The sequence below is a fragment of the Bacillus sp. NEAU-Y102 genome (assembly GCF_054788175.1).
Genome location: NZ_JBTWFK010000016.1, coordinates 38,934 through 57,430 on the forward strand (window position 1 = coordinate 38,934; position 18,497 = coordinate 57,430).

20 protein-coding genes are annotated in these 18,497 nt (G+C 34.9%); 15 read left to right on the forward strand and 5 right to left on the reverse strand.

What is annotated here, in order from left to right:
- Nucleotides 1-95 precede the first annotated feature (95 nt).
- Entirely contained in the window at nucleotides 96-1,745 is a 1,650-nt protein-coding gene (locus ACYFX0_RS28505; protein WP_000759040.1) for a DUF2334 domain-containing protein, read from the reverse strand.
- A gap of 240 nt (nucleotides 1,746-1,985) precedes the next feature.
- Between ACYFX0_RS28505 and ACYFX0_RS28510 the strand changes: the two genes are divergently transcribed.
- Nucleotides 1,986-2,519: a transglycosylase SLT domain-containing protein gene (locus ACYFX0_RS28510; protein ID WP_000713249.1), complete on the forward strand. Its 534-nt coding sequence runs from the start codon at nucleotides 1,986-1,988 to the stop codon at nucleotides 2,517-2,519.
- A 37-nt stretch (nucleotides 2,520-2,556) separates the two neighbouring features.
- Here the strand turns inward: ACYFX0_RS28510 and ACYFX0_RS28515 are convergent, their stop codons facing one another.
- Entirely contained in the window at nucleotides 2,557-3,318 is a 762-nt protein-coding gene (locus ACYFX0_RS28515) for a DUF4931 domain-containing protein (protein WP_002162952.1), read from the reverse strand.
- Nucleotides 3,319-3,453: 135 nt separating this feature from the next.
- Nucleotides 3,454-3,582: a hypothetical protein gene (locus ACYFX0_RS28520; RefSeq protein WP_002083998.1), complete on the reverse strand. Its 129-nt coding sequence runs from the start codon at nucleotides 3,580-3,582 to the stop codon at nucleotides 3,454-3,456.
- A gap of 420 nt (nucleotides 3,583-4,002) precedes the next feature.
- Here ACYFX0_RS28520 and ACYFX0_RS28525 point away from each other — a divergent pair, with 420 nt between their 5' ends.
- Nucleotides 4,003-4,137 carry an RAxF-45 family protein gene (locus tag ACYFX0_RS28525; RefSeq protein WP_000830643.1) on the forward strand — a complete coding sequence of 45 codons (135 nt, stop codon included), beginning with the start codon at nucleotides 4,003-4,005 and terminating at the stop codon, nucleotides 4,135-4,137.
- Between the two features lie 124 nt (nucleotides 4,138-4,261).
- Nucleotides 4,262-6,142, forward strand: coding sequence for a ribosomal protection-like ABC-F family protein (gene abc-f, locus ACYFX0_RS28530; protein WP_460272030.1), 1,881 nt, complete (start codon nucleotides 4,262-4,264; stop codon nucleotides 6,140-6,142).
- A 413-nt stretch (nucleotides 6,143-6,555) separates the two neighbouring features.
- Here abc-f and ACYFX0_RS28535 read toward each other — a convergent pair whose 3' ends face one another.
- A complete protein-coding gene (locus ACYFX0_RS28535; protein WP_000369259.1) occupies nucleotides 6,556-6,753 on the reverse strand; it encodes a hypothetical protein in 198 nt (65 codons plus the stop codon).
- Between the two features lie 368 nt (nucleotides 6,754-7,121).
- On the opposite strand from ACYFX0_RS28535, the gene ACYFX0_RS28540 reads away from it, so the two are divergent.
- The 5 genes from ACYFX0_RS28540 to ACYFX0_RS28560 all read left to right on the forward strand — a co-directional run bounded on the left by ACYFX0_RS28540 (nucleotide 7,122) and on the right by ACYFX0_RS28560 (nucleotide 12,796).
- Nucleotides 7,122-8,849 (forward strand): ABC transporter substrate-binding protein, encoded by a 1,728-nt coding sequence (locus tag ACYFX0_RS28540; RefSeq protein WP_086397700.1) that lies wholly within the window; start codon nucleotides 7,122-7,124, stop codon nucleotides 8,847-8,849.
- Between the two features lie 103 nt (nucleotides 8,850-8,952).
- Nucleotides 8,953-9,909 (forward strand): ABC transporter permease, encoded by a 957-nt coding sequence (locus tag ACYFX0_RS28545; protein WP_000860748.1) that lies wholly within the window; start codon nucleotides 8,953-8,955, stop codon nucleotides 9,907-9,909.
- Between the two features lie 13 nt (nucleotides 9,910-9,922).
- Nucleotides 9,923-10,843 (forward strand): oligopeptide ABC transporter permease, encoded by a 921-nt coding sequence (opp4C, locus tag ACYFX0_RS28550; RefSeq protein WP_000451075.1) that lies wholly within the window; start codon nucleotides 9,923-9,925, stop codon nucleotides 10,841-10,843.
- Nucleotides 10,844-10,853: 10 nt separating this feature from the next.
- Nucleotides 10,854-11,834, forward strand: a complete 981-nt coding sequence (locus ACYFX0_RS28555; protein ID WP_098829080.1) for an ABC transporter ATP-binding protein — start codon at nucleotides 10,854-10,856, stop codon at nucleotides 11,832-11,834.
- Nucleotides 11,831-12,796, forward strand: coding sequence for an ABC transporter ATP-binding protein (locus ACYFX0_RS28560; protein WP_001294490.1), 966 nt, complete (start codon nucleotides 11,831-11,833; stop codon nucleotides 12,794-12,796). The genes ACYFX0_RS28555 and ACYFX0_RS28560 overlap by 4 nt, the downstream gene beginning before the upstream one ends.
- 35 nt (nucleotides 12,797-12,831) lie before the next feature.
- On the opposite strand, the gene ACYFX0_RS28565 is transcribed toward ACYFX0_RS28560, so the two are convergent.
- Nucleotides 12,832-13,704 carry a Cof-type HAD-IIB family hydrolase gene (locus ACYFX0_RS28565; RefSeq protein WP_000766426.1) on the reverse strand — a complete coding sequence of 291 codons (873 nt, stop codon included), beginning with the start codon at nucleotides 13,702-13,704 and terminating at the stop codon, nucleotides 12,832-12,834.
- Nucleotides 13,705-14,145: 441 nt separating this feature from the next.
- Here ACYFX0_RS28565 and ACYFX0_RS28570 point away from each other — a divergent pair, with 441 nt between their 5' ends.
- The 7 genes from ACYFX0_RS28570 to ACYFX0_RS28600 all read left to right on the forward strand — a co-directional run bounded on the left by ACYFX0_RS28570 (nucleotide 14,146) and on the right by ACYFX0_RS28600 (nucleotide 18,379).
- The gene (locus ACYFX0_RS28570) at nucleotides 14,146-14,253 is read left to right on the forward strand and encodes a DUF3948 family protein (RefSeq protein ID WP_000664237.1); all 108 of its coding nucleotides are present in this window, start codon (nucleotides 14,146-14,148) and stop codon (nucleotides 14,251-14,253) included.
- Nucleotides 14,254-14,287: 34 nt separating this feature from the next.
- Complete coding sequence (locus ACYFX0_RS28575; protein WP_000654250.1) at nucleotides 14,288-14,404, forward strand: DUF3948 family protein; 117 nt, start codon at nucleotides 14,288-14,290, stop codon at nucleotides 14,402-14,404.
- Nucleotides 14,405-14,447: 43 nt separating this feature from the next.
- Nucleotides 14,448-14,555: a DUF3948 family protein gene (locus ACYFX0_RS28580; protein ID WP_000664237.1), complete on the forward strand. Its 108-nt coding sequence runs from the start codon at nucleotides 14,448-14,450 to the stop codon at nucleotides 14,553-14,555.
- A gap of 43 nt (nucleotides 14,556-14,598) precedes the next feature.
- On the forward strand, nucleotides 14,599-14,709 hold the full coding sequence (locus ACYFX0_RS28585) for a DUF3948 family protein (RefSeq protein ID WP_001083691.1): 111 nt from the start codon (nucleotides 14,599-14,601) through the stop codon (nucleotides 14,707-14,709).
- 390 nt (nucleotides 14,710-15,099) lie between these two features.
- Nucleotides 15,100-16,218, forward strand: coding sequence for a 4-hydroxyphenylpyruvate dioxygenase (gene hppD / locus ACYFX0_RS28590; RefSeq protein ID WP_000810920.1), 1,119 nt, complete (start codon nucleotides 15,100-15,102; stop codon nucleotides 16,216-16,218).
- Between the two features lie 66 nt (nucleotides 16,219-16,284).
- Entirely contained in the window at nucleotides 16,285-17,241 is a 957-nt protein-coding gene (locus ACYFX0_RS28595) for a fumarylacetoacetate hydrolase family protein (RefSeq protein ID WP_000673996.1), read from the forward strand.
- Nucleotides 17,207-18,379, forward strand: coding sequence for a homogentisate 1,2-dioxygenase (locus ACYFX0_RS28600; protein WP_012614724.1), 1,173 nt, complete (start codon nucleotides 17,207-17,209; stop codon nucleotides 18,377-18,379). Before ACYFX0_RS28595 ends, ACYFX0_RS28600 begins: the two co-directional genes overlap by 35 nt.
- Nucleotides 18,380-18,497: the final 118 nt, after the last annotated feature.

Genomic DNA, 18,497 nt, shown 5'->3' on the forward strand with positions numbered 1-18,497 from the left:
GTAACGGAAAAAGTAAAAGTTGAATTTATTTAGTAAAATACCACGGTTTGATATATGACAAAAAACCACCAAGCGTTCCGCTCGGTGGTTTTGTATTAGGATTCTAATTTTTTCGCACGTTTTAATAATAAAAGAAAGACAATGATAACGAACCCTAGTATAAGGAAGAAGCCATATTGCTTTATATAATCAATTATGTCATTCGCACTGGTTGGTTTTTCAACGTGAATGCCATCTTTATTCGTCGTAATATGAATATCTTTCATTTTTACTTCATTCTTTTCCTTTTGTAAATCAATCCATTCTATATTTGGAATACTTTCTAGATCCTTTAACACTTCTTTTAATGGTTTCACACCTAAGTAAGGATGATAGAATGCTCCAATAATCCCATCGGATAATTTAGCAACAGATAAAGCATTTGCTTTCATTTTAGCAATAGCTTGTGGCTTATCTTCTTCAATAAAACCGACTGTTTCAGGCATTAATTTCATTCCATGTAGAAATGTTGGTGTACTTCTATATGCTGGAGAGTGCATGGATTTCCAAGTTGTATCACTTAACTGTAGTTGTCCTACATAAGTTGAAAAGTATCTTGATAATATTTCATACCCTTTTTGAGACATTGTGTAATGAGGTGCTTCAAAGGCGACAGGATATAGTTTAGCATCTACAAGTTCTTGAATCCCCTTTTCGATATGATCTGTCGTATATTTTTCCTCAAACTCTTCCCCTTTTTTTACATATTGGTTATATGCCTCTATATTTGGAAAGTCATCTTTTGTCTTCGGTTTTTCATGTTTCGGTTGGCGAATTGGTTGATCTGTCTTTACGTCCCAAAATTCAAAACCTTCCCCAGTTTCACTATCATAAAATTGATGAGTGTAACCATGCATAATAATCGCTGCACCATCATCTTGCATAGAGCGTAAAAGATCGACTAGTTCGGGTTTATCTTTTAAATGTAGTGTTTTACCTGTATCTGGATCTGTATATACAGGAATAACAGTGATCATGTAAGGAATCTTTTTCTCTTTTAGTAATTCAGCAATTTCTTTTAATTGATATGTATCTGCGGCTGGGTGAACATCCTCAAGACGTAAATAAGCTAATTTTTTATTAGTTTCGGGTTTTTGCTGAAAATAAGAAAATAGGCTTTCGCCAATATAATAAGATATCCAATCAAAGAGGTTAGAAGTTGCTACATAATAAGAATTGTTTTGCTGTACAATTAATGGATAAGTATTATTTCCTCTTAAAGCATGGGCGAGAATTGTTCCATTTGTGTCAAGTTGTTTAATTGTTCTTTCTTCTTCTAATATATTCTTTAGTTTACGTGTTGGATATTCAATTGTATCAGAGTTTATATCTTCATTTTTAAGTGTGATAAATGAAAAACGATTAGATAACTGTTCTATATTTTGACCTAAAACTAGTAATGGTCCTGGGAATCCTTCTAGAAATTTCTTTGCTTCAGTAGAAAGTTCTTCTTGTTTTTCACTCATGTAAATAACATGTGTATACGAAGATTTATCAGTTATTTCAGCTAACTGTTTTATGTTTTTAATTGTTATATTATTAGTGAAATGTCCTACTTGTGTATTAAGTATTTGGATATCACTTGTAATTTGATCATCGTTTGAACTGTATAAAATAAGGGTTTTTGGTTGTTCGGTTTTTTGTGCGGAAATAGGGACAGGAATTAATAGTAGTAAACTAAATAAGAGTAACAGCCATTTTTTCATATTATTATTCTCCTAGTTTATATTTAGAATTCAATTTACAATTATATACAATAAATGCGTTATAGTCTATGAAAGTTACATTTTTGCACGCATTTACCAGATTTTTTTTCACAAAATCGGTCTAAAGCATGATGATAATATGTATAGTTATTTGCTATGATAAAAGAGTAGTAGAATGTAGGTAATTGTAAAGGGAAGGCTGAAAGGGGACAAATTTCAGCGGAGAAAGAGGTAGAGGTAGTGAAGAAATTCTTTGTAGGATTTTTAGTTGTTCTTGGAGTATATTTATATTTCCAAGGAAAGTCTGAAGGAATGGATAAGCTAGTGAATGGAACAAGCTATGTTGATTCAGAAGAAGCAAAACAGATGAAACAAATCATTATAGAGGAAGCGAAGAAAGTAAATCTTCCGGAATGGATACCTCTTGCAATTGCTGAGCATGAAAGTCGATTAAATCCAAGAAGTGTTGGAGATAATGGAACTTCATTCGGATTGTTTCAACTACACCGCGGCGGCGGGCTTGCACCAGAACATTTAACTGATGATGAGCTGAAAGATCCACGTACAAATGCGCAAATTGCAATGCCGCATTTAATGAAAGGATATAAGCGTGGGGTGCAAAAAGGTTTGACTGATTTTGCATTACTGAAATATATAGCGAATACATCTGGATGGCCAGGGAATTTAGGGCCAGAGTGGACGGATAATAACATGAAGTATAACATCGGATTAGAAGATGTGTACTATCGAAATAAAGGTGTAATTAAAGAGTAGGTTTTGATACCTACTCTATTTTTTTTTGATAATCGTTTCATTTTGTGAAATACTCCGCTAGTTGTATTTTTACGTATTCTAGTTTTGTGGAAACTTGAGGTATTTTATATCCTACATACAGCGGTGAAACGACAAACCTAGGAACAACTTTACAAATGATTTTTCCATTTAAGTAATAGAAGAATAAGTTATAACTACTGCATCCTTTATGGAAATCTGTCAGTATGTAACGTACAGTTTGCTGAATGTAATTTGCCATATCATCTATATATGAAATATTATCAATGATTATATTGAATTCAGTGAAGCCAATAATGGGACGCTCTGAAATATTAAGCTCAATGCGTTCGTTTTTTTGAACAATTACCCCTTGGAAATTTTCTTCTTCAATATTTTCAAGATAATCTACATATTTCATTCCGATAATTTGCATGTGTGCATGATGCAAACTTCCGCCTGAAAATGGACCGTGATTTTTGTATAAAATTACAGATGCGAACTCTTCTTTCTTCTGTAAGTGTAACCAATGTTGAATAGAAAATTGCATTAATTTCCGCATATGTTCTTCTGTATATGTTGCGATATGATCTTCGCAATTATCGGTTTCAATTAACACTGTTTGAAATGTATCTTGTAATGTAGGAAATTTATTTTTTAACCAAATAATAGAACCATCAGTTGCTAAAATATCCGTTAAATGTTCTGTATCGCAAAATGGACATGCAGCGCTTCTATTCCGAATACTTTCTGGTTTTTGTTTACCGATATCGTTTAAAAAATATAGTTGTTGTGTATCCATTTATATATATGCCCCTTTAAAATATGTGTAAAAATCCCGCTTAATACATTCGGGAAAAGGAGAAGGAAATCCTCTAAAGGAATAAGGGAAAAATAAAAGACAAGATATCCTCATTACGATAGGGTACCTTGTCTTTTATTTTTTCTCTAATAGTGTGTATGGATAATATAGAACATTTTCAGTATTTTTCTTTTTTCTATTTTTTATTGTGTATAAGGTAATTGCTGTGCTTGCAATTATAATAATGGCTTTCTTCATATTCATATACCCCTTTTTATTGTTGGTTTAATTCTTGGCTAACTGCTTTTGCATCGACCAAAGCGTGTAAAATCATTTTTACCATGTTCATCATATTTCTTCACTCCTTTTTATAGTTCATTTAGTTCTTTTACAACTGCTTGTCCGTTCACTAATACCTCAAAGATTGCTTTTACGATTTCTTTTATCATGTTTGTTTCCTCCTTTTGTTTGTCTCTCTTGTTTACATCTTTATTGTATAGGGAGGCATCTTTTCGTACTATCGCTTTCCATTACGTGAACATAACAGTTTTGTAAGATTTGATGTCACTCATTGAAATGTTTAGTCTATCTTCATTATTTTCAGAAAAATGACTATTCAAACATGAAATAGGGAAGTATAATAAAGAAGTAAGTATTAAATTCCGTACGAAAGGGGTGAATGAGATGAAACGTTCTTTAGCTGCACGTGCCAAATTTTTAGATTTTATCTATTTTTGTCGTGCGATTTTTCATGATGTAGTTGTTAACGGGATACGTATGCCCTTTTTTAACAATTGCATAGTGACTATTGAACGATAGGAATCTCTTCACCCATTTTTAATAAACGTGTGAAAAGGGAGCTATTTGGCTTCCTTTTTCTATGCCGAAAACCATGGGGAATGTTTCTTTCTCATGGTTTTTTATATTGAAAGGAGTACGGAAAATGACTATTTGTAGTGTAAATAATGTAACGAAATCTTTTGGTGGAAACATCATATTTGAAAATATATCGCTTGAAATAAAGAATGGTGAACGTGTTGGGTTAGTTGGTCGTAACGGTAGTGGGAAGACAACAATCTTTGGGCTTCTAACGGGAATGGAGAGTTTGGATACAGGAGCCATCCATATGAAGAAAGGTACACGTATTGGTCATGTCGCACAAATTCCGAAGTTTGATGAGGCCATGACTGTATATGATGTATTGAGTTCCGCTTTTAAAGTAGAAAAGGAATTAGAAAAAGAAATGCATGCTCTAGAAAAAAATATGGCAGAAGAGCAGGAACAATCTTCTTTGCAAAAGCTAATGGAGGGGTACGGAGTAATTCAAGAAAAATTTGCATTTCTCGGTGGTTATGAAATAGAGGCAAATATAATGAAGGTAGCAAATGGCTTACAAGTGACAAACTTATTTTCAAGAGTATTTACGGAATTAAGTGGAGGAGAACAGACGAAAGTAAGCCTTGCATATATGCTATTGCAGAAACCAGATTTACTTCTATTAGATGAACCAACAAATCATTTAGATTTGTTTGCAGTTGAATGGTTAGAGCAATTTTTAAAAGAATATAATGGAACAGTTATGGTTATTTCACATGATCGCTATTTCCTTGATGAAGTTGTAACGAAAATTTTTGATTTGGAAGATGGAGCGATTCACGTGTACCATACGAATTATTCTCAGTTCGTTGAGGAGAAGGAAGGAAGATTACTTCAAGAGTTTCAAGCTTATCAAGAGCAGCAAAAGAAAATAAAGAAAATGAAAGAAGCAATTAAGCGCCTACGTGAATGGGCAAATCAAGCGAATCCTCCGAATGAAGGATTGCATAAAAGAGCGAGAAATATGGAACGTGCGTTAGAACGTATAGAGAAATTAAAGAGGCCGATTTTAGAACGGAAACAGATGGGTCTTCAGTTTGAAGGGCAAGAGAGAAGCGGGAAAGATGTTGTTGTAATGAAAGAAGTGAGTAAAGGTTTTGCTGGCCGACCTTTATTTGAACAAGCGAATTTACATGTTCGTTTTCAAGAGCGTGCTGCTATCGTTGGTCGCAACGGCACAGGGAAGACCACTTTACTAAAATTACTATTAAAAGAAATGGAACCAGAAGCTGGCGCAATTAGGGTTGGTAGTAGTGTGAAAATCGGTTATTTATCACAGCATACGTATGAAAATATGAAGAGTAATGTATTGGAAGCATTCAGGGAGAATGTGGCTGTAACAGAGGGAGAAGCAAGACATATATTAGCTAAGTTTTTATTTTATGGTCCAGCAGTATTTAAGAAAGTAACGCAACTTAGTGGTGGAGAAAAAATGAGGTTAAGACTTGCGCAACTTATGTATCAAGACATCAATTTTCTAATTTTAGATGAGCCGACAAACCATCTTGATATTGAATCAAGAGAAGTTTTAGAGGAAGCCCTTGAGCAATATAACGGGACGATTTTAGCTGTTTCACACGATCGATATTTTTTAAATAAGTTATTTGAAAAGACGTACTGGATTGATGAATGTAAATTATTTGAGTTTGCAGGAAACTATGCATGGGCTCGTCAAAAGTGGGAAGAAAAGCTTGAGAAGCAAGTAATAAAGCAGAAACGCCAAGGAAAAAAAAGTGTTGAAACGGTTCCTGTAAAAGAGAAAGAAGCTAGGAATCTTGAAGAGATTGAAAACGAGTTAATGCATGTAGAAGAAGATGTATATGCAATAGAATGTGAAATGGAACATGTAGCTGATGTTGAAAGACTTGAAAAATTATATGAGGAAAAAACGAAGAAAGAGTTGTTACGAGCAGAGTTATATAATGAATTAGAGAATATTGTGGAGTAATGAGTAGAAAGCCACTTCCTTTCAGTTTTGCTGGAGGAAGTGGCTTTTTTCATAATGATATTTGGCTTTAAAGGTTAAATAAAGCGATGTGTTTCACGTGAAACAGTAACTTAGATAAATCCGTGTTCCTCAATTTGCATAGCTTGTGAAACATATGAAATGATAAGGTGAAAAATAAATGTCATTAGTGGTTTTTCGATAGGAGTAATTACAAAAACAAAGGCTAATTATTTCCCGAGAGATAAAGTGAGACTTTAATCAGTCCTCACGAATCGGGCTTTTACGGGCAGCACGCCCCCCACCTAACTTCTTTGCTTTCGCTGAATTTTGAGGTGAGGGTCTTACTGACCGGAAAATAGTGGGATAAATATGTGTAAAAGAGACTAGTGAATGAAAACGAAAAGAGAGCAAAGTTACAGCTTTACGCGCTGAACTCTGCTCTCTTTTTGCGTGGTATCTTCTCTCGTTGAAATTATAATAGCGATCCCGAGCATGATAAAAAAAGCTAAAAAGAGGACGAACTTTGGGAAGAACGGGAATAGTAATAGCGCCCCGACTATCATAATTGTTAATAATACGTAGTGCAGGACGTATTGGAATAGGTTGTCCATATTTTCGCCCCCTTTTTGGTAATTGGTTATTAGTATTCTATGTTTCATGCTGAAGAAATAGAAGTAGATTTTTAAGTTTTTAATACGAATTATAGCTGAGTTTTCTTAAAGTATAAATGTAGAGATAAAATTTTGTAAAAATTCTAAAAATATTTATTTAGAAAGAATTGACAAAACATAATGAACGATATAAGCTAATAACCATAAAGTCTACCGGAAAGGTCGGAATAAGATTGTTACCCCTCAAAAACATCTATTTTTTTACGATTAAAACCGACTTTTCCGATTGGCTATAAATGTTGCTGTGGGAGGCATACATAAGGTAATTCGTTCAGAGGGTATAATCATAAAAAGTTAGGGTGGGGACAATGAAGAAAAAGACAAAAAAATGGGCTGGTGTATTTTCGGTATTAATGAGTAGTTCGCTTGTGTTGTCTGCTTGTGGGGGACAGGAGGACGCGGCTTCTACAGAACCGGTTAAACAGCAGGATTTAAAAAATGTGAAAATTGAAAAGATCGCTGCGACAGATAAAACGAAAGTGCCAGACAAAGCGAAGAATAGAAAAGATACGTTAGTAGTTGGTATTAGTAAGCCAGGCGGCGTATTTTTACCATACTTCCAACAAAATGGTTGGGATGGAAACGTAACTTCAGTTATTTTTGCATCTCTCGTATCAACCGATAAACAAGGGAAACCAATTCCAGAATTAGCTGAGAAGTGGGACGTTTCTTCTGATCAGTTAACATATACATTCCATTTACGTAAAGATTTGAAATTTAGTGATGGATCGCCATTAACGGCGGATGATGTAGCTTTCACATTGACGCTTTTACATGATAAGGCATATGAGGGTGAAGTAGATATCTCTCAATATGCGGTTAAAGGTGGTAAAGAATATAAAGAAGGAAAAGCAACTTCAATTGAAGGTATTCAAGTTGTTGATCCACAAACAATTAAAATTACAACTGAAAAAGTGAATTCACAAGCTATATTTGTTTTAGGAGGTACAGTACTATCAAAAGCTTATTATGGAAAAGATTATAAGCAAAATACAAGCTTAGATTACTTAAAAGATTTATATGGAAAGCCATTAGCTGCGGGTCCATATAAATTTGAAAAGTATATTCCAGGTCAAGAAGTTCGTTTTGTAGCAAACGAAAATTATTATGCGGGTAAACCAAAAATTCAAAACTTCATTTATAAAATTACTTCTGGTGATACGAAGCTTCAGTTGTTCCAAACAGGAGAAGTTGACCATACTGGCTTAGGTACTGGTGATGAGGTTCTTGAACAGGCTAAGGCTTTAGAATTCGCAAATATCCAAATCGAAACAGCACCGTCATATAGTTATATTTATATGAATAATAATAAGCCTTACTTAAAGGATAAAAAGGTTCGCCAAGCACTTATTTACGGATTAGACCGCAAAAAATATGTTGATACAGCGTTAAAAGGATACGGTACAGTAGCCAATGTACCAATTCATCCAACTTCTTGGGCTTATACGGAAGAAGGAGTTAATAAATACGAATACGATAAAGAAAAAGCGAAAAAATTATTAGATGAAGCAGGGTGGAAAGTTGGTTCGGATGGAATTCGTGAAAAAGATGGTCAAAAATTAAAACTTTCTTATTTCGGTCCAAGTTCGGCTAAAGATAGTGATTTATTAATTCCGATTGCGAAAGAGAATTATAAAGAAATAGGTGTAGAGTTTAATCCTGAATTTATGGACTTTAATACGATGCTTTCTAAGGTAAACAAAGGGGATTATGATTTAGCTTCTGTTTCGACACCGATTACAAGTGACCCGAGTGAAACAGCTGGTGAATATTTGTCTACTGCAAATGAAACTAGTCTTGGTTATAAGAATGCAAAAGTAGATGAGCTAATTCAAAAAGGTATTGAAACTGTAGATATCGAAAAGCGTAAACCTATTTATAAAGAATTGTATAAAGAATTAAGTGATGATCCACCAGTAATTCTATTAAACTACCGTAGAACAATTACTGGTTATAACGGGAATATAAAAGGAATTGATCCTGAAAAGTACAACAGTATTAGTGCAAACTTACCAGTATTATCATTTGAAAAATAACGATAAGAATGTATAAGTAGAAGACATTTTTTCATTCGGTTAGTAATGTGCCGCTTTGAAAAAATGTTCTTCTATTTTAAGCATAAGATTGGAGAGAAAAAGGGTGAAAACATATATTGTTCGTAGGTTGTTACAAATGATTCCTACACTGCTTGGTACATCAATTATTATCTTCGTCCTGTTCGCACTTCTTCCTGGGGATTATATTGATTCAAATCCGAAAATTACACCGGAAAGAGCAGCTGAACTGAGGGAATTATATGGGTTGAACAAACCGATTGTTGAGCGTTATTTTCATTGGTTAGGTAATGCATTGCAAGGGGACTTTGGCTTCTCGCTTCAATATCAAGAGCCTGTAACGTCATTATTAAATAAATTTATTTGGAATTCTTTTAGTGTAGCAATTATTGCATTGTTTTTTATTTGGCTAATTGCACTTATTATCGGTGTATTCTCGGCGACGAAGCAACATTCTTTGTTCGATAAACTTGTAACAATCGGTGTTTTTGCAGCAATGTCATTCCCTTCATTCTTTATCGGTTTGTTTTTAATTAAGGTGTTTGCGGTTGACTTTAAGTTATTACCGATAGGTGGAATGATTGATGTTGGCAGTAATTCAACAGGATTTGCTTACGTGATAGAAGTTGCAAAACATATGATTTTACCAGTATTTATTTTGACACTTCTTGGGGTCGGCTCGCTAACTCGTTATTTTAGAACAAGTATGTTAGAGGTTGTAAGACAAGATTACATACGAACAGCAAGAGCGAAAGGTTTGAAGGAGAAGACGGTTATTTATAAGCATGCATTAAAAAATGCAATTTTACCGGCAATTACGTTATTAGCATTTGAATTACCTGGCTTGTTTTCTGGGGCAATTATTATTGAACAAATTTTTAACTGGCCAGGAATTGGTAATATTCAATTAGAAGCATTAAATTTCCGTGACTATACAGTATTGATGGCATTTACGATGTTTCTTTCTTGTTTAACAATCGTTTCAAACTTTTTAGCAGATATCGTATATGCAGTTGTTGATCCACGAATTCGGTTGAAGTAAGGTGGGGAAAGAAATGGAGACTGTTACAGTAATTACAGAAAAAAAAGAAAAAAAGAGAAGAAACGCATCATCACCATGGCGACAAGCTTTTAAAAAGATAAAGAAAAATAAGATGGCACTTGTAGGGTTTTATGCATTAATTTTTATGTTTTTATTTTGTTTTATCGGTCCGTTCTTTTCTCCATATGCATCAGGAAAAATACAAGTTGCGCTCATTAACAAACCACCTAGTTTTTCTCATTGGCTTGGTACAGATCAATTAGGAAGAGACATTTTAACAAGGCTTATGCAAGCGGGACGTATTTCATTAACCATTGGTTTAGCTTCAATGGTTTTATCAGTTATACTTGGAGCTTTATTAGGAGCGATTGCAGGTTTTTATCGTGGTATTGTGGACAATATTATTATGCGGCTTGCAGATATTTTAATGTCGATGCCAGGATTACCGTTACTTATTATAATGGGTGCGATTTTATCAGAGTGGAAAGTACCGTCTGATTATCGGTTGTATGTCATTATGATTATTTTAAGTTTAGTAGGTTGGCCAGGGCTTGCACGCCTTGTAAGAGGGCAAATTTTATCACTTAGGGAGCAAGCATTTATGCAAGCTGCTGATGTGTTAGGAATAAAAGATTACCGGAAAATTATATATCACTTAATACCTAATGTTTTACCCATTTTAATTGTCGTATCTACATTAGGTGTTGCAGGTTCTATTTTGGGAGAATCCGCGCTAAGCTACTTAGGTCTCGGCGTCGTCCCACCTACACCATCATGGGGGAATATGATTAGCGCAGCTAACTCATTAATTGATTTTCAAAAGCGTCCGTGGTTATGGATTCCTCCTGGTTTCGCAATCTTTATAACAGTTGTATCCATTAATTTACTTGGTGATGCACTTCGTGATGCGTTAGATCCAAAGATGAGACGGTAGGTGAGAGAATATGAGTAAAGCGGTAGTAGAGCTGAAAGACTTACAAACACACTTTCAAACGGAGGAAGGAATAGTAAAGGCTGTAAATCATGTTAGTTTTGCTGTTCGAGAAGGTGAAACTGTTTGTGTTGTAGGTGAATCAGGTTGCGGGAAAAGTGTAACAGCTTTATCTATTATGGGGCTTATTGCTGAATCAGGTAGTGTAGTAGGCGGAGATATTCTATATGAGGGAAAAAGTCTTTTAGGAATGAAAGAGAAAGAACTTCGTAGTTTACGAGGCAATGATATTGCAATGATTTTCCAAGAACCGATGACATCTCTAAATCCCGTCTTCACTGTAGGTGAGCAAATTGTAGAAACGCTAAGGGAGCATGAATTACTTAGTAAAAATGAAGCGTATAAGAAAGCAATTGAGTTAATTCGTAAAGTTGGCATAGCTCGTGCTGATGAAATTGTCCATTCTTATCCGCATGAACTGAGCGGCGGGATGTTACAACGTATTATGATTGCTGTTGCGCTTAGTTGTAATCCTAAGTTATTAATTGCAGATGAACCAACAACAGCTCTTGATGTTACGATTCAAGCCCAAATATTAGATTTACTAAGACAAGTGAAAGAAGAATTTAAAACGTCGATCTTATTAATTACACATGATTTAGGTGTCGTAGCAGAAATGGCTGATTACGTTGTCGTTATGTATGGCGGGAAAGTTATTGAAGAAGCTCCGGTATTAGAGATATTCCAAAATCCAAAACATCCTTATACGAAAGGATTATTGAAATCAAAACCAGTAATGGGAAAACGAATAGATAAACTATATTCTATTCCAGGGCAAGTTCCAAATTTAGTTGGTTTAGGTGAGTTTTGTTACTTTAGTGGGCGTTGTGAGCATTGTATGGAAATATGTGAAAAAGAAGCCCCAAATCTAAATGTAAATGATGAAAATCATAAAGTAGCTTGCTGGTTATATGAGGAGCGTGCGGAGCAATGAGTGAACCATTATTAGAGGTGAAAAACCTAAAGACATATTTTCCAATTAAAGGTGGCATATTTAGTAGAACGATCGGACATGTAAAAGCAGTTGATGGAGTAAGTTTTACTATTAATAAAGGCGAAGTGTTTGGTCTCGTTGGCGAATCAGGGAGCGGAAAAACAACGATAGGAAAAACAATTTTACGTCTCATTCAAAAAACGGAGGGGGAAGTGAAGTTTAAAGGGAAAGATGTTCATTCTTTATCGAAGGATGAATTGAGAAAACATCGTCCTAATATGCAGCTCGTTTTTCAAGATCCATTTAGCTCATTAAATCCGAGAATGAGAATTGGAGAAGCGCTTGGAGAGCCGATGTTGGCCCACGGATTAGCGACGAAAGAAAATGTTCGTGAAAAGGTAATTGAAGTATTGGAGTTATGTGGCTTAGCTCCTTATCATATTGACCGGTATCCCCATGAGTTTTCTGGTGGACAACGTCAGCGTATCGTAATCGCAAGGGCTATGGTGTTAAATCCAGAATTCATTGTAGCTGATGAACCTGTGGCGGCACTAGATGTATCTATCCAAGCACAAATTATTAATTTATTTAGTGAGTTACAGGAGAAAAAGGGATTATCTTATTTATTCATTTCACATGATTTGAGTGTAGTAGAACATTTATGTACGAAAATCGGAATTATGTATTTAGGTACGATTGTGGAGACGGCGCCGCGTGATGAGTTATTTACCAATCCGCTACATCCGTATACAAAAGCATTGTTATCAGCCGTTCCAATACCAGATCCAACAGTGAAGCGAGAGCGAATTATACTAGAAGGGGATATTCCAAGTCCAGCAAATCCACCTTCAGGTTGTCGTTTTCATACACGTTGCCCGTTTGCAACAGATGTTTGTAAAAAAACAATACCAGAATTTCGTAATGTTGGTGATGATCATTTTGTTTCTTGTCATCATGTATAAAAAAAGGACTCTTTCAAATGGAAAGAGTCCTTTTTTTATTTACTAGATGAAGTTTGTTTCAATACAAATTGCTCGATTGCGTGAGCAACACCATGTTCATTGTTTGTTAATGTTACAACATCACATAGTTTTTTTACATCTTCTTCAGCGTTGCCCATTGCAACAGATAAGCCTGCTACTTCTAACATTGGTACATCATTAAAATTATCACCAATAGCAACTGTATCTTCAATAGGAATATTAAAATGAGCTGCCATCTGCTGTAGCCCGTTTCCTTTATGTCCATTCTTATCCATAATTTCTAAGTTAGTAGGAGCTGATGCTGTAACCATAATATCAGCGTCTTCTTGTAACACGCTTAATAGCTGTGCGCGATGCGCTGCATTAAATGTTGAAATGAAGAATTTAGATATTTCTAGTTCTTGGTTATTTACAACATCTTCTATTTTTTTGAAATCAGTAATTAAGTTCGATTTCTTTTGCTTTTCTGTAATTCGTTCAAGTTCCTCTAATGTAACATCGAGCGCCTGCTTATTTTCTTCGAACGCTTGCATCACTTGATCTTGCCATGTATATGGAGAATAAACTCCTTTATTTGTATATAACTTATATGGGAAACTTTCAGATTCTAGTAATTTTGCAAGTTTGTACACTTTGTCGTTTTGTATACAACGCGAGTTAATTACTTTTCCATCCACATAAACAATAGCCCCATTGCTTGCTCCGACTGGAAGAGATAATTTATATTCTTCCAATAGCTTTAAAGCATCCTCTTTCGCACGACCAGAACAAATCATTACAATATGACCAGCTTCTTGTGCAGTTTGGATTGCTTGTAGGTTTTCTTTGGAGATTTCAAGATTAGATGATAGTAGTGTACCATCCATATCTAATGCGATTAATTTCAAAATGACCACCTCTTTGTTTTTATTATACATAGTTATATAGAGGAAACATATAAACTTATCTTGGAAAGACGGTATTTTATCTCATATTAAAAGTAAGTAAAGATTAGATAGGTTTAGTGTCACTAAATAAACTGTTTGTAACAAAAATAGAGAGGAGTATGACTATATTTCACTTTATGACTGTAATATTACATGAATGTTACAAACGTGAGCTTAGTGAAAAGTGCATTAAATAAAGGTTTTTGGGGATTATTATAAAAAAACGTAAAAAAAGTGTAATAAATTTCACGTTATTATATTGCAACGTAACAATAGTTATGTTACATTAATGTTACAAACGTTACGTTATCAAATTTAATGTAACGTTAACATAAAAACTATGAAATAAACATTTCTTAGAAATTACATATAGATAACTTATGAAAAGGGAGGATAAATGATATGAAAGAGCAAGTATTACAAGTAACAAAAGGTGACTTCGTAGGATCAGCAAGTGGAGCGGTAGTATTAACAGCATTAATCGTATTTCTATCAAGCGTATTAGTATAATAGAAACTTTGTAACAAAAGAAAGAGAAGGGGGAATGAAAGATATGAAAGAGCAAGTATTACAAGTAACAAAAGGTGACTTTGTAGGATCGGCAAGTGGAGCAGTAGTATTAACAGCATTAATCGTATTTCTATCAAGCGTATTAGTATAATAGAAACTTTGTAACAAAAGAAAAAGAAGGGAGAATGAAAGATATGAAAGAGCAAGTATTACAAGTAACAAAAGGTGACTTCGTAGGATCAGCAAGTGGAGCGGTAGTATTAACAGCATTAATCGTATTTCTATCAAGTGTATTAGTATAATAGAAACTTTGTAACAAAAGAAAAAGAAGGGAGAATGAGGGATATGAACAGTGAACAAGTGTTTCAAGTAACAAAAACAGATTTATTAGGATCCTTAGGTGGAGCGGTAATATTAACATCATTTATTCTATTCCTTGCAAGTGTATTAGTATGATATATATAAATACAATCATTCAAAAAAAATAAAGACTCTAACGTATTAGTAAGTAGTTAATATGTTGGAGTCTTTTTTATTTTCTTATATACCTTCAAGTATTAAAGTTACCTCATTATTTAGTATCCATGGCTAATTAGACGCTGCGGTTGCAACTTGATTCAACGAATAATCAAAAATCCACTGATTAAAGTTTCACTTTATTTCAAAGAGAAAAAAGTCGAATTTTATATGTAAGAAAAAAAGAGGAATTTGACAGAAAAGATAGAAAATTTTAAAGGTCAGAATTTGTTAGCTTGCTAACTAATTTCTATTTATTTATGTTGGAAGCGTTTTCGGTTGGTTTTAAGTATGGACCATTTAATCTATTTACAGGGGGATGAAGATATTATGAAACAAAAATCTATGGATACGCTAGCTGCACAAATGGAGGACTTTTTTCCAGTACGTGATGTAGATCATTTGGAATTTTACGTAGGGAATGCAAAGCAATCGAGTTATTATCTTGCGAGAGCATTCGGATTCAAAATTGTGGCTTACTCTGGATTAGAAACTGGAAACCGTGAAAAGGTATCTTATGTTCTTGTGCAAAAAAATATGCGTTTTGTTGTGTCTGGAGCTTTAAGTAGTGAAAATCGTATTGCAGAGTTTGTAAAGACTCATGGTGATGGCGTGAAGGATGTGGCACTACTTGTTGATGATGTTGATAAAGCATACTCAGAAGCAGTGAAACGTGGTGCCGTCGCAATTGCTCCACCAGAGGAATTAACAGATGAGGACGGTACATTGAAAAAAGCAGTTATTGGTACGTATGGTGATACAATTCATACGCTTGTAGAGCGTAAAAATTATAAAGGGGCATTTATGCCAGGATTCCAAAAGGTAGAGTTTAATATTCCATTTGAAGAGTCTGGTTTAATTGCTGTCGATCATGTAGTTGGTAATGTTGAAAAAATGGAAGAATGGGTTAGTTATTACGAGAATGTCATGGGCTTTAAACAAATGATTCATTTTGATGATGACGATATTAGTACAGAGTATTCAGCTTTAATGTCGAAAGTTATGACGAATGGAAGCCGTATTAAGTTTCCTATTAACGAACCAGCAGATGGAAAGAGAAAGTCACAAATTCAAGAGTATCTAGAATTCTATAATGGAGCTGGTGTACAGCATCTTGCTTTATTAACAAGTGATATTGTTAAAACGGTTGAAGCGCTTCGTGCAAATGGGGTGGAGTTTTTAGATACACCTGATACTTATTATGATGAGTTAACTGCACGAGTTGGAAAAATCGATGAAGAAATTGATAAGCTAAAAGAATTAAAGATCTTAGTAGATCGTGATGATGAAGGTTACTTACTACAAATCTTTACGAAACCAATTGTAGATCGCCCGACTCTATTTATTGAAATCATTCAACGTAAAGGTTCCCGTGGATTTGGTGAAGGAAACTTTAAAGCGTTATTCGAATCAATTGAAAGAGAACAAGAGCGTCGCGGAAACTTATAAGATTTGTATCCACCAGCAAAAGTCCCTTTGCTGGTGGAAATTTCATTTTTATAAGGAGGAATCAGGATGAAATTTGTTACATTTCGTCTTCCTTCAAAAGAAATACGGGCTGGATGGCTTGAAGGTGACAAAGTAATAGATATGAATCTTGCTAGTGAAGGGAGAATCCCTTCTTCTATGATGGCTTTTTTAGAGAAAGCTGATGAGTATGTAGAAGTAGTGAGGAATGTTAAGAATCCAAATAAGGGTATATATGCTTTAGAAGAAGTACAATTGACAGCTGCTCTTCCTAATCCGAGTAGTATTCGAGATTTTTACGCATTTGAACAACATGTAAAAACAGCTCGCGGACGAAGAGGACTAGATGTTGTGCCTGAATGGTATGATATTCCGGTCTTTTATTTTACTAATCATCGTGCTGTAATTGGTTCCGGTGATTTTGTAATTGGTCCGAAAAAGTCTAAAAAGCTTGATTACGAGTTGGAGATCGCTTGCGTAATAGGAAAAGAAGGGCGAAATATTTCTCGTGAGCAAGCAGAGGAATATATTTTTGGTTATTGTATTATGAACGACTGGAGTGCGAGAGACTTACAAGCAACAGAAATGAAAGTAGGTCTCGGTCCAGCGAAAGGAAAGGACTTTGCAACTTCGTTAGGAGCACATCTTGTTACGAAAGAGGAATTAGATGTTTATCGTAATGGTGATCGATATGATTTAGAAATGACTGCTCATGTAAATGGAAAACTATTATCAAAGGGAAACTTCCAAGATATTTACTATACATTTGCTGAAATGATTGAACGTGCTTCAGAGGACGTTACGTTATATCCAGGAGATGTGATTGGTTCTGGGACAGTAGGAACAGGCTGTATTTTAGAACTTGGTACAGAAGAGTGGCTACAAGATGGAGATGTTGTAGAGCTGTCGATTACTGGTTTAGGTACACTACGTAATACGATCAAAAAAGAAAAGGAAGCGAGTGATGGGCATGTTTTATCGTCACATGGGAGAACTACCTCATAAACGACATGTACAATTTCGTAAAAAAGATGGATCGCTTTATCGTGAACAGGTAATGGGAACAAAAGGTTTTTCTGGTACGCAGTCTATTTTGTATCATCACTATATGCCAACAGAAGTAGGTCATTCTGCATTATCGCATTCTTGTCAGTTGCAGTATGAAGAGGATGTTGCTCTTTCTCATCGCCACTTCCGAACGAAAGAAAATAAAAAAAGTGGTGATGCAATAAGTGGACGAAATTTCATACTTGGAAATGAAGATTTGTTAATTGGAGTAGTGAGCCCAACAGAAAAAATGGATTATTTCTATCGTAATGGTGATGGCGATGAAATGTTATTTGTTCATTATGGAACAGGGAAAATTGAAACGATGTTTGGAACGATTCACTATAGAAAAGGCGACTATGTAACGATCCCAATTGGAACGATTTATCGTGTTATTCCAGATGAAGGAGAGACTAAGTTTCTTGTTGTAGAGGCGAATAGCCAAATTACAACGCCGCGTCGTTATCGAAATGAATACGGACAATTGTTAGAGCATAGTCCGTTTTGTGAAAGAGATCTTCGTGGTCCAGAAAAATTAGAGACCTATGATGAAAAAGGCGATTTTGTCGTAATGACAAAATCAAGAGGTTATATGCACAAACATGTTTTAGGACACCACCCGTTAGATGTTGTTGGATGGGATGGCTATTTGTATCCGTGGGTATTTAATGTAGAGGATTTTGAACCAATTACAGGGCGCATTCATCAGCCGCCGCCAGTACATCAAACATTTGAAGGGCATAATTTTGTTATTTGCTCTTTCGTACCACGTTTATACGATTATCATCCAGAGTCAATTCCGGCACCATATTATCATAGTAATGTTAATAGTGATGAAGTTCTTTACTATGTAGAAGGAAACTTTATGAGTCGCAAAGGTGTGGAAGAAGGTTCTATTACACTTCATCCGAGCGGGATTCCCCATGGGCCGCATCCGGGGAAAACAGAGGCAAGTATAGGGAAGAAAGAGACACTTGAATTAGCTGTTATGATAGACACATTCCGTCCGCTTCGTATTGTAAAACAAGCACATGAAACAGAAGATGAAAAGTATATGTATAGCTGGATTGAACAAGGTTCATATACTGTGAAATAAGTAAAAAAAGCATGCTCTCAATAAGGGAGCATGCCTTTTTTTGTGGAATCGACATGTATAATAATACCAAAAAGAGTTGTCGAAAGATATATAGAAAGAATGATAAGGATAGTGCATA

Excerpts from the sequence above, each read along its gene's own strand:
- ACYFX0_RS28505 (WP_000759040.1), bottom strand. The coding sequence starts at position 1,745 with ATGAAAAAATGGCTGTTACTCTTATTTAGTTTACTACTATTAATTCCT.
- ACYFX0_RS28515 (WP_002162952.1), bottom strand. The coding sequence starts at position 3,318 with ATGGATACACAACAACTATATTTTTTAAACGATATCGGTAAACAAAAA.
- ACYFX0_RS28520 (WP_002083998.1), bottom strand. The coding sequence starts at position 3,582 with ATGAATATGAAGAAAGCCATTATTATAATTGCAAGCACAGCAATTACC.
- ACYFX0_RS28525 (WP_000830643.1), top strand. The coding sequence starts at position 4,003 with ATGAAACGTTCTTTAGCTGCACGTGCCAAATTTTTAGATTTTATCTAT.
- abc-f (WP_460272030.1), top strand. The coding sequence starts at position 4,262 with ATGACTATTTGTAGTGTAAATAATGTAACGAAATCTTTTGGTGGAAAC.
- ACYFX0_RS28535 (WP_000369259.1), bottom strand. The coding sequence starts at position 6,753 with ATGGACAACCTATTCCAATACGTCCTGCACTACGTATTATTAACAATT.
- ACYFX0_RS28540 (WP_086397700.1), top strand. The coding sequence starts at position 7,122 with ATGAAGAAAAAGACAAAAAAATGGGCTGGTGTATTTTCGGTATTAATG.
- opp4C (WP_000451075.1), top strand. The coding sequence starts at position 9,923 with ATGGAGACTGTTACAGTAATTACAGAAAAAAAAGAAAAAAAGAGAAGA.
- ACYFX0_RS28555 (WP_098829080.1), top strand. The coding sequence starts at position 10,854 with ATGAGTAAAGCGGTAGTAGAGCTGAAAGACTTACAAACACACTTTCAA.
- ACYFX0_RS28560 (WP_001294490.1), top strand. The coding sequence starts at position 11,831 with ATGAGTGAACCATTATTAGAGGTGAAAAACCTAAAGACATATTTTCCA.
- ACYFX0_RS28570 (WP_000664237.1), top strand. The coding sequence starts at position 14,146 with ATGAAAGAGCAAGTATTACAAGTAACAAAAGGTGACTTCGTAGGATCA.
- ACYFX0_RS28575 (WP_000654250.1), top strand. The coding sequence starts at position 14,288 with ATGAAAGATATGAAAGAGCAAGTATTACAAGTAACAAAAGGTGACTTT.
- ACYFX0_RS28580 (WP_000664237.1), top strand. The coding sequence starts at position 14,448 with ATGAAAGAGCAAGTATTACAAGTAACAAAAGGTGACTTCGTAGGATCA.
- ACYFX0_RS28585 (WP_001083691.1), top strand. The coding sequence starts at position 14,599 with ATGAACAGTGAACAAGTGTTTCAAGTAACAAAAACAGATTTATTAGGA.
- hppD (WP_000810920.1), top strand. The coding sequence starts at position 15,100 with ATGAAACAAAAATCTATGGATACGCTAGCTGCACAAATGGAGGACTTT.
- ACYFX0_RS28595 (WP_000673996.1), top strand. The coding sequence starts at position 16,285 with ATGAAATTTGTTACATTTCGTCTTCCTTCAAAAGAAATACGGGCTGGA.
- ACYFX0_RS28600 (WP_012614724.1), top strand. The coding sequence starts at position 17,207 with ATGTTTTATCGTCACATGGGAGAACTACCTCATAAACGACATGTACAA.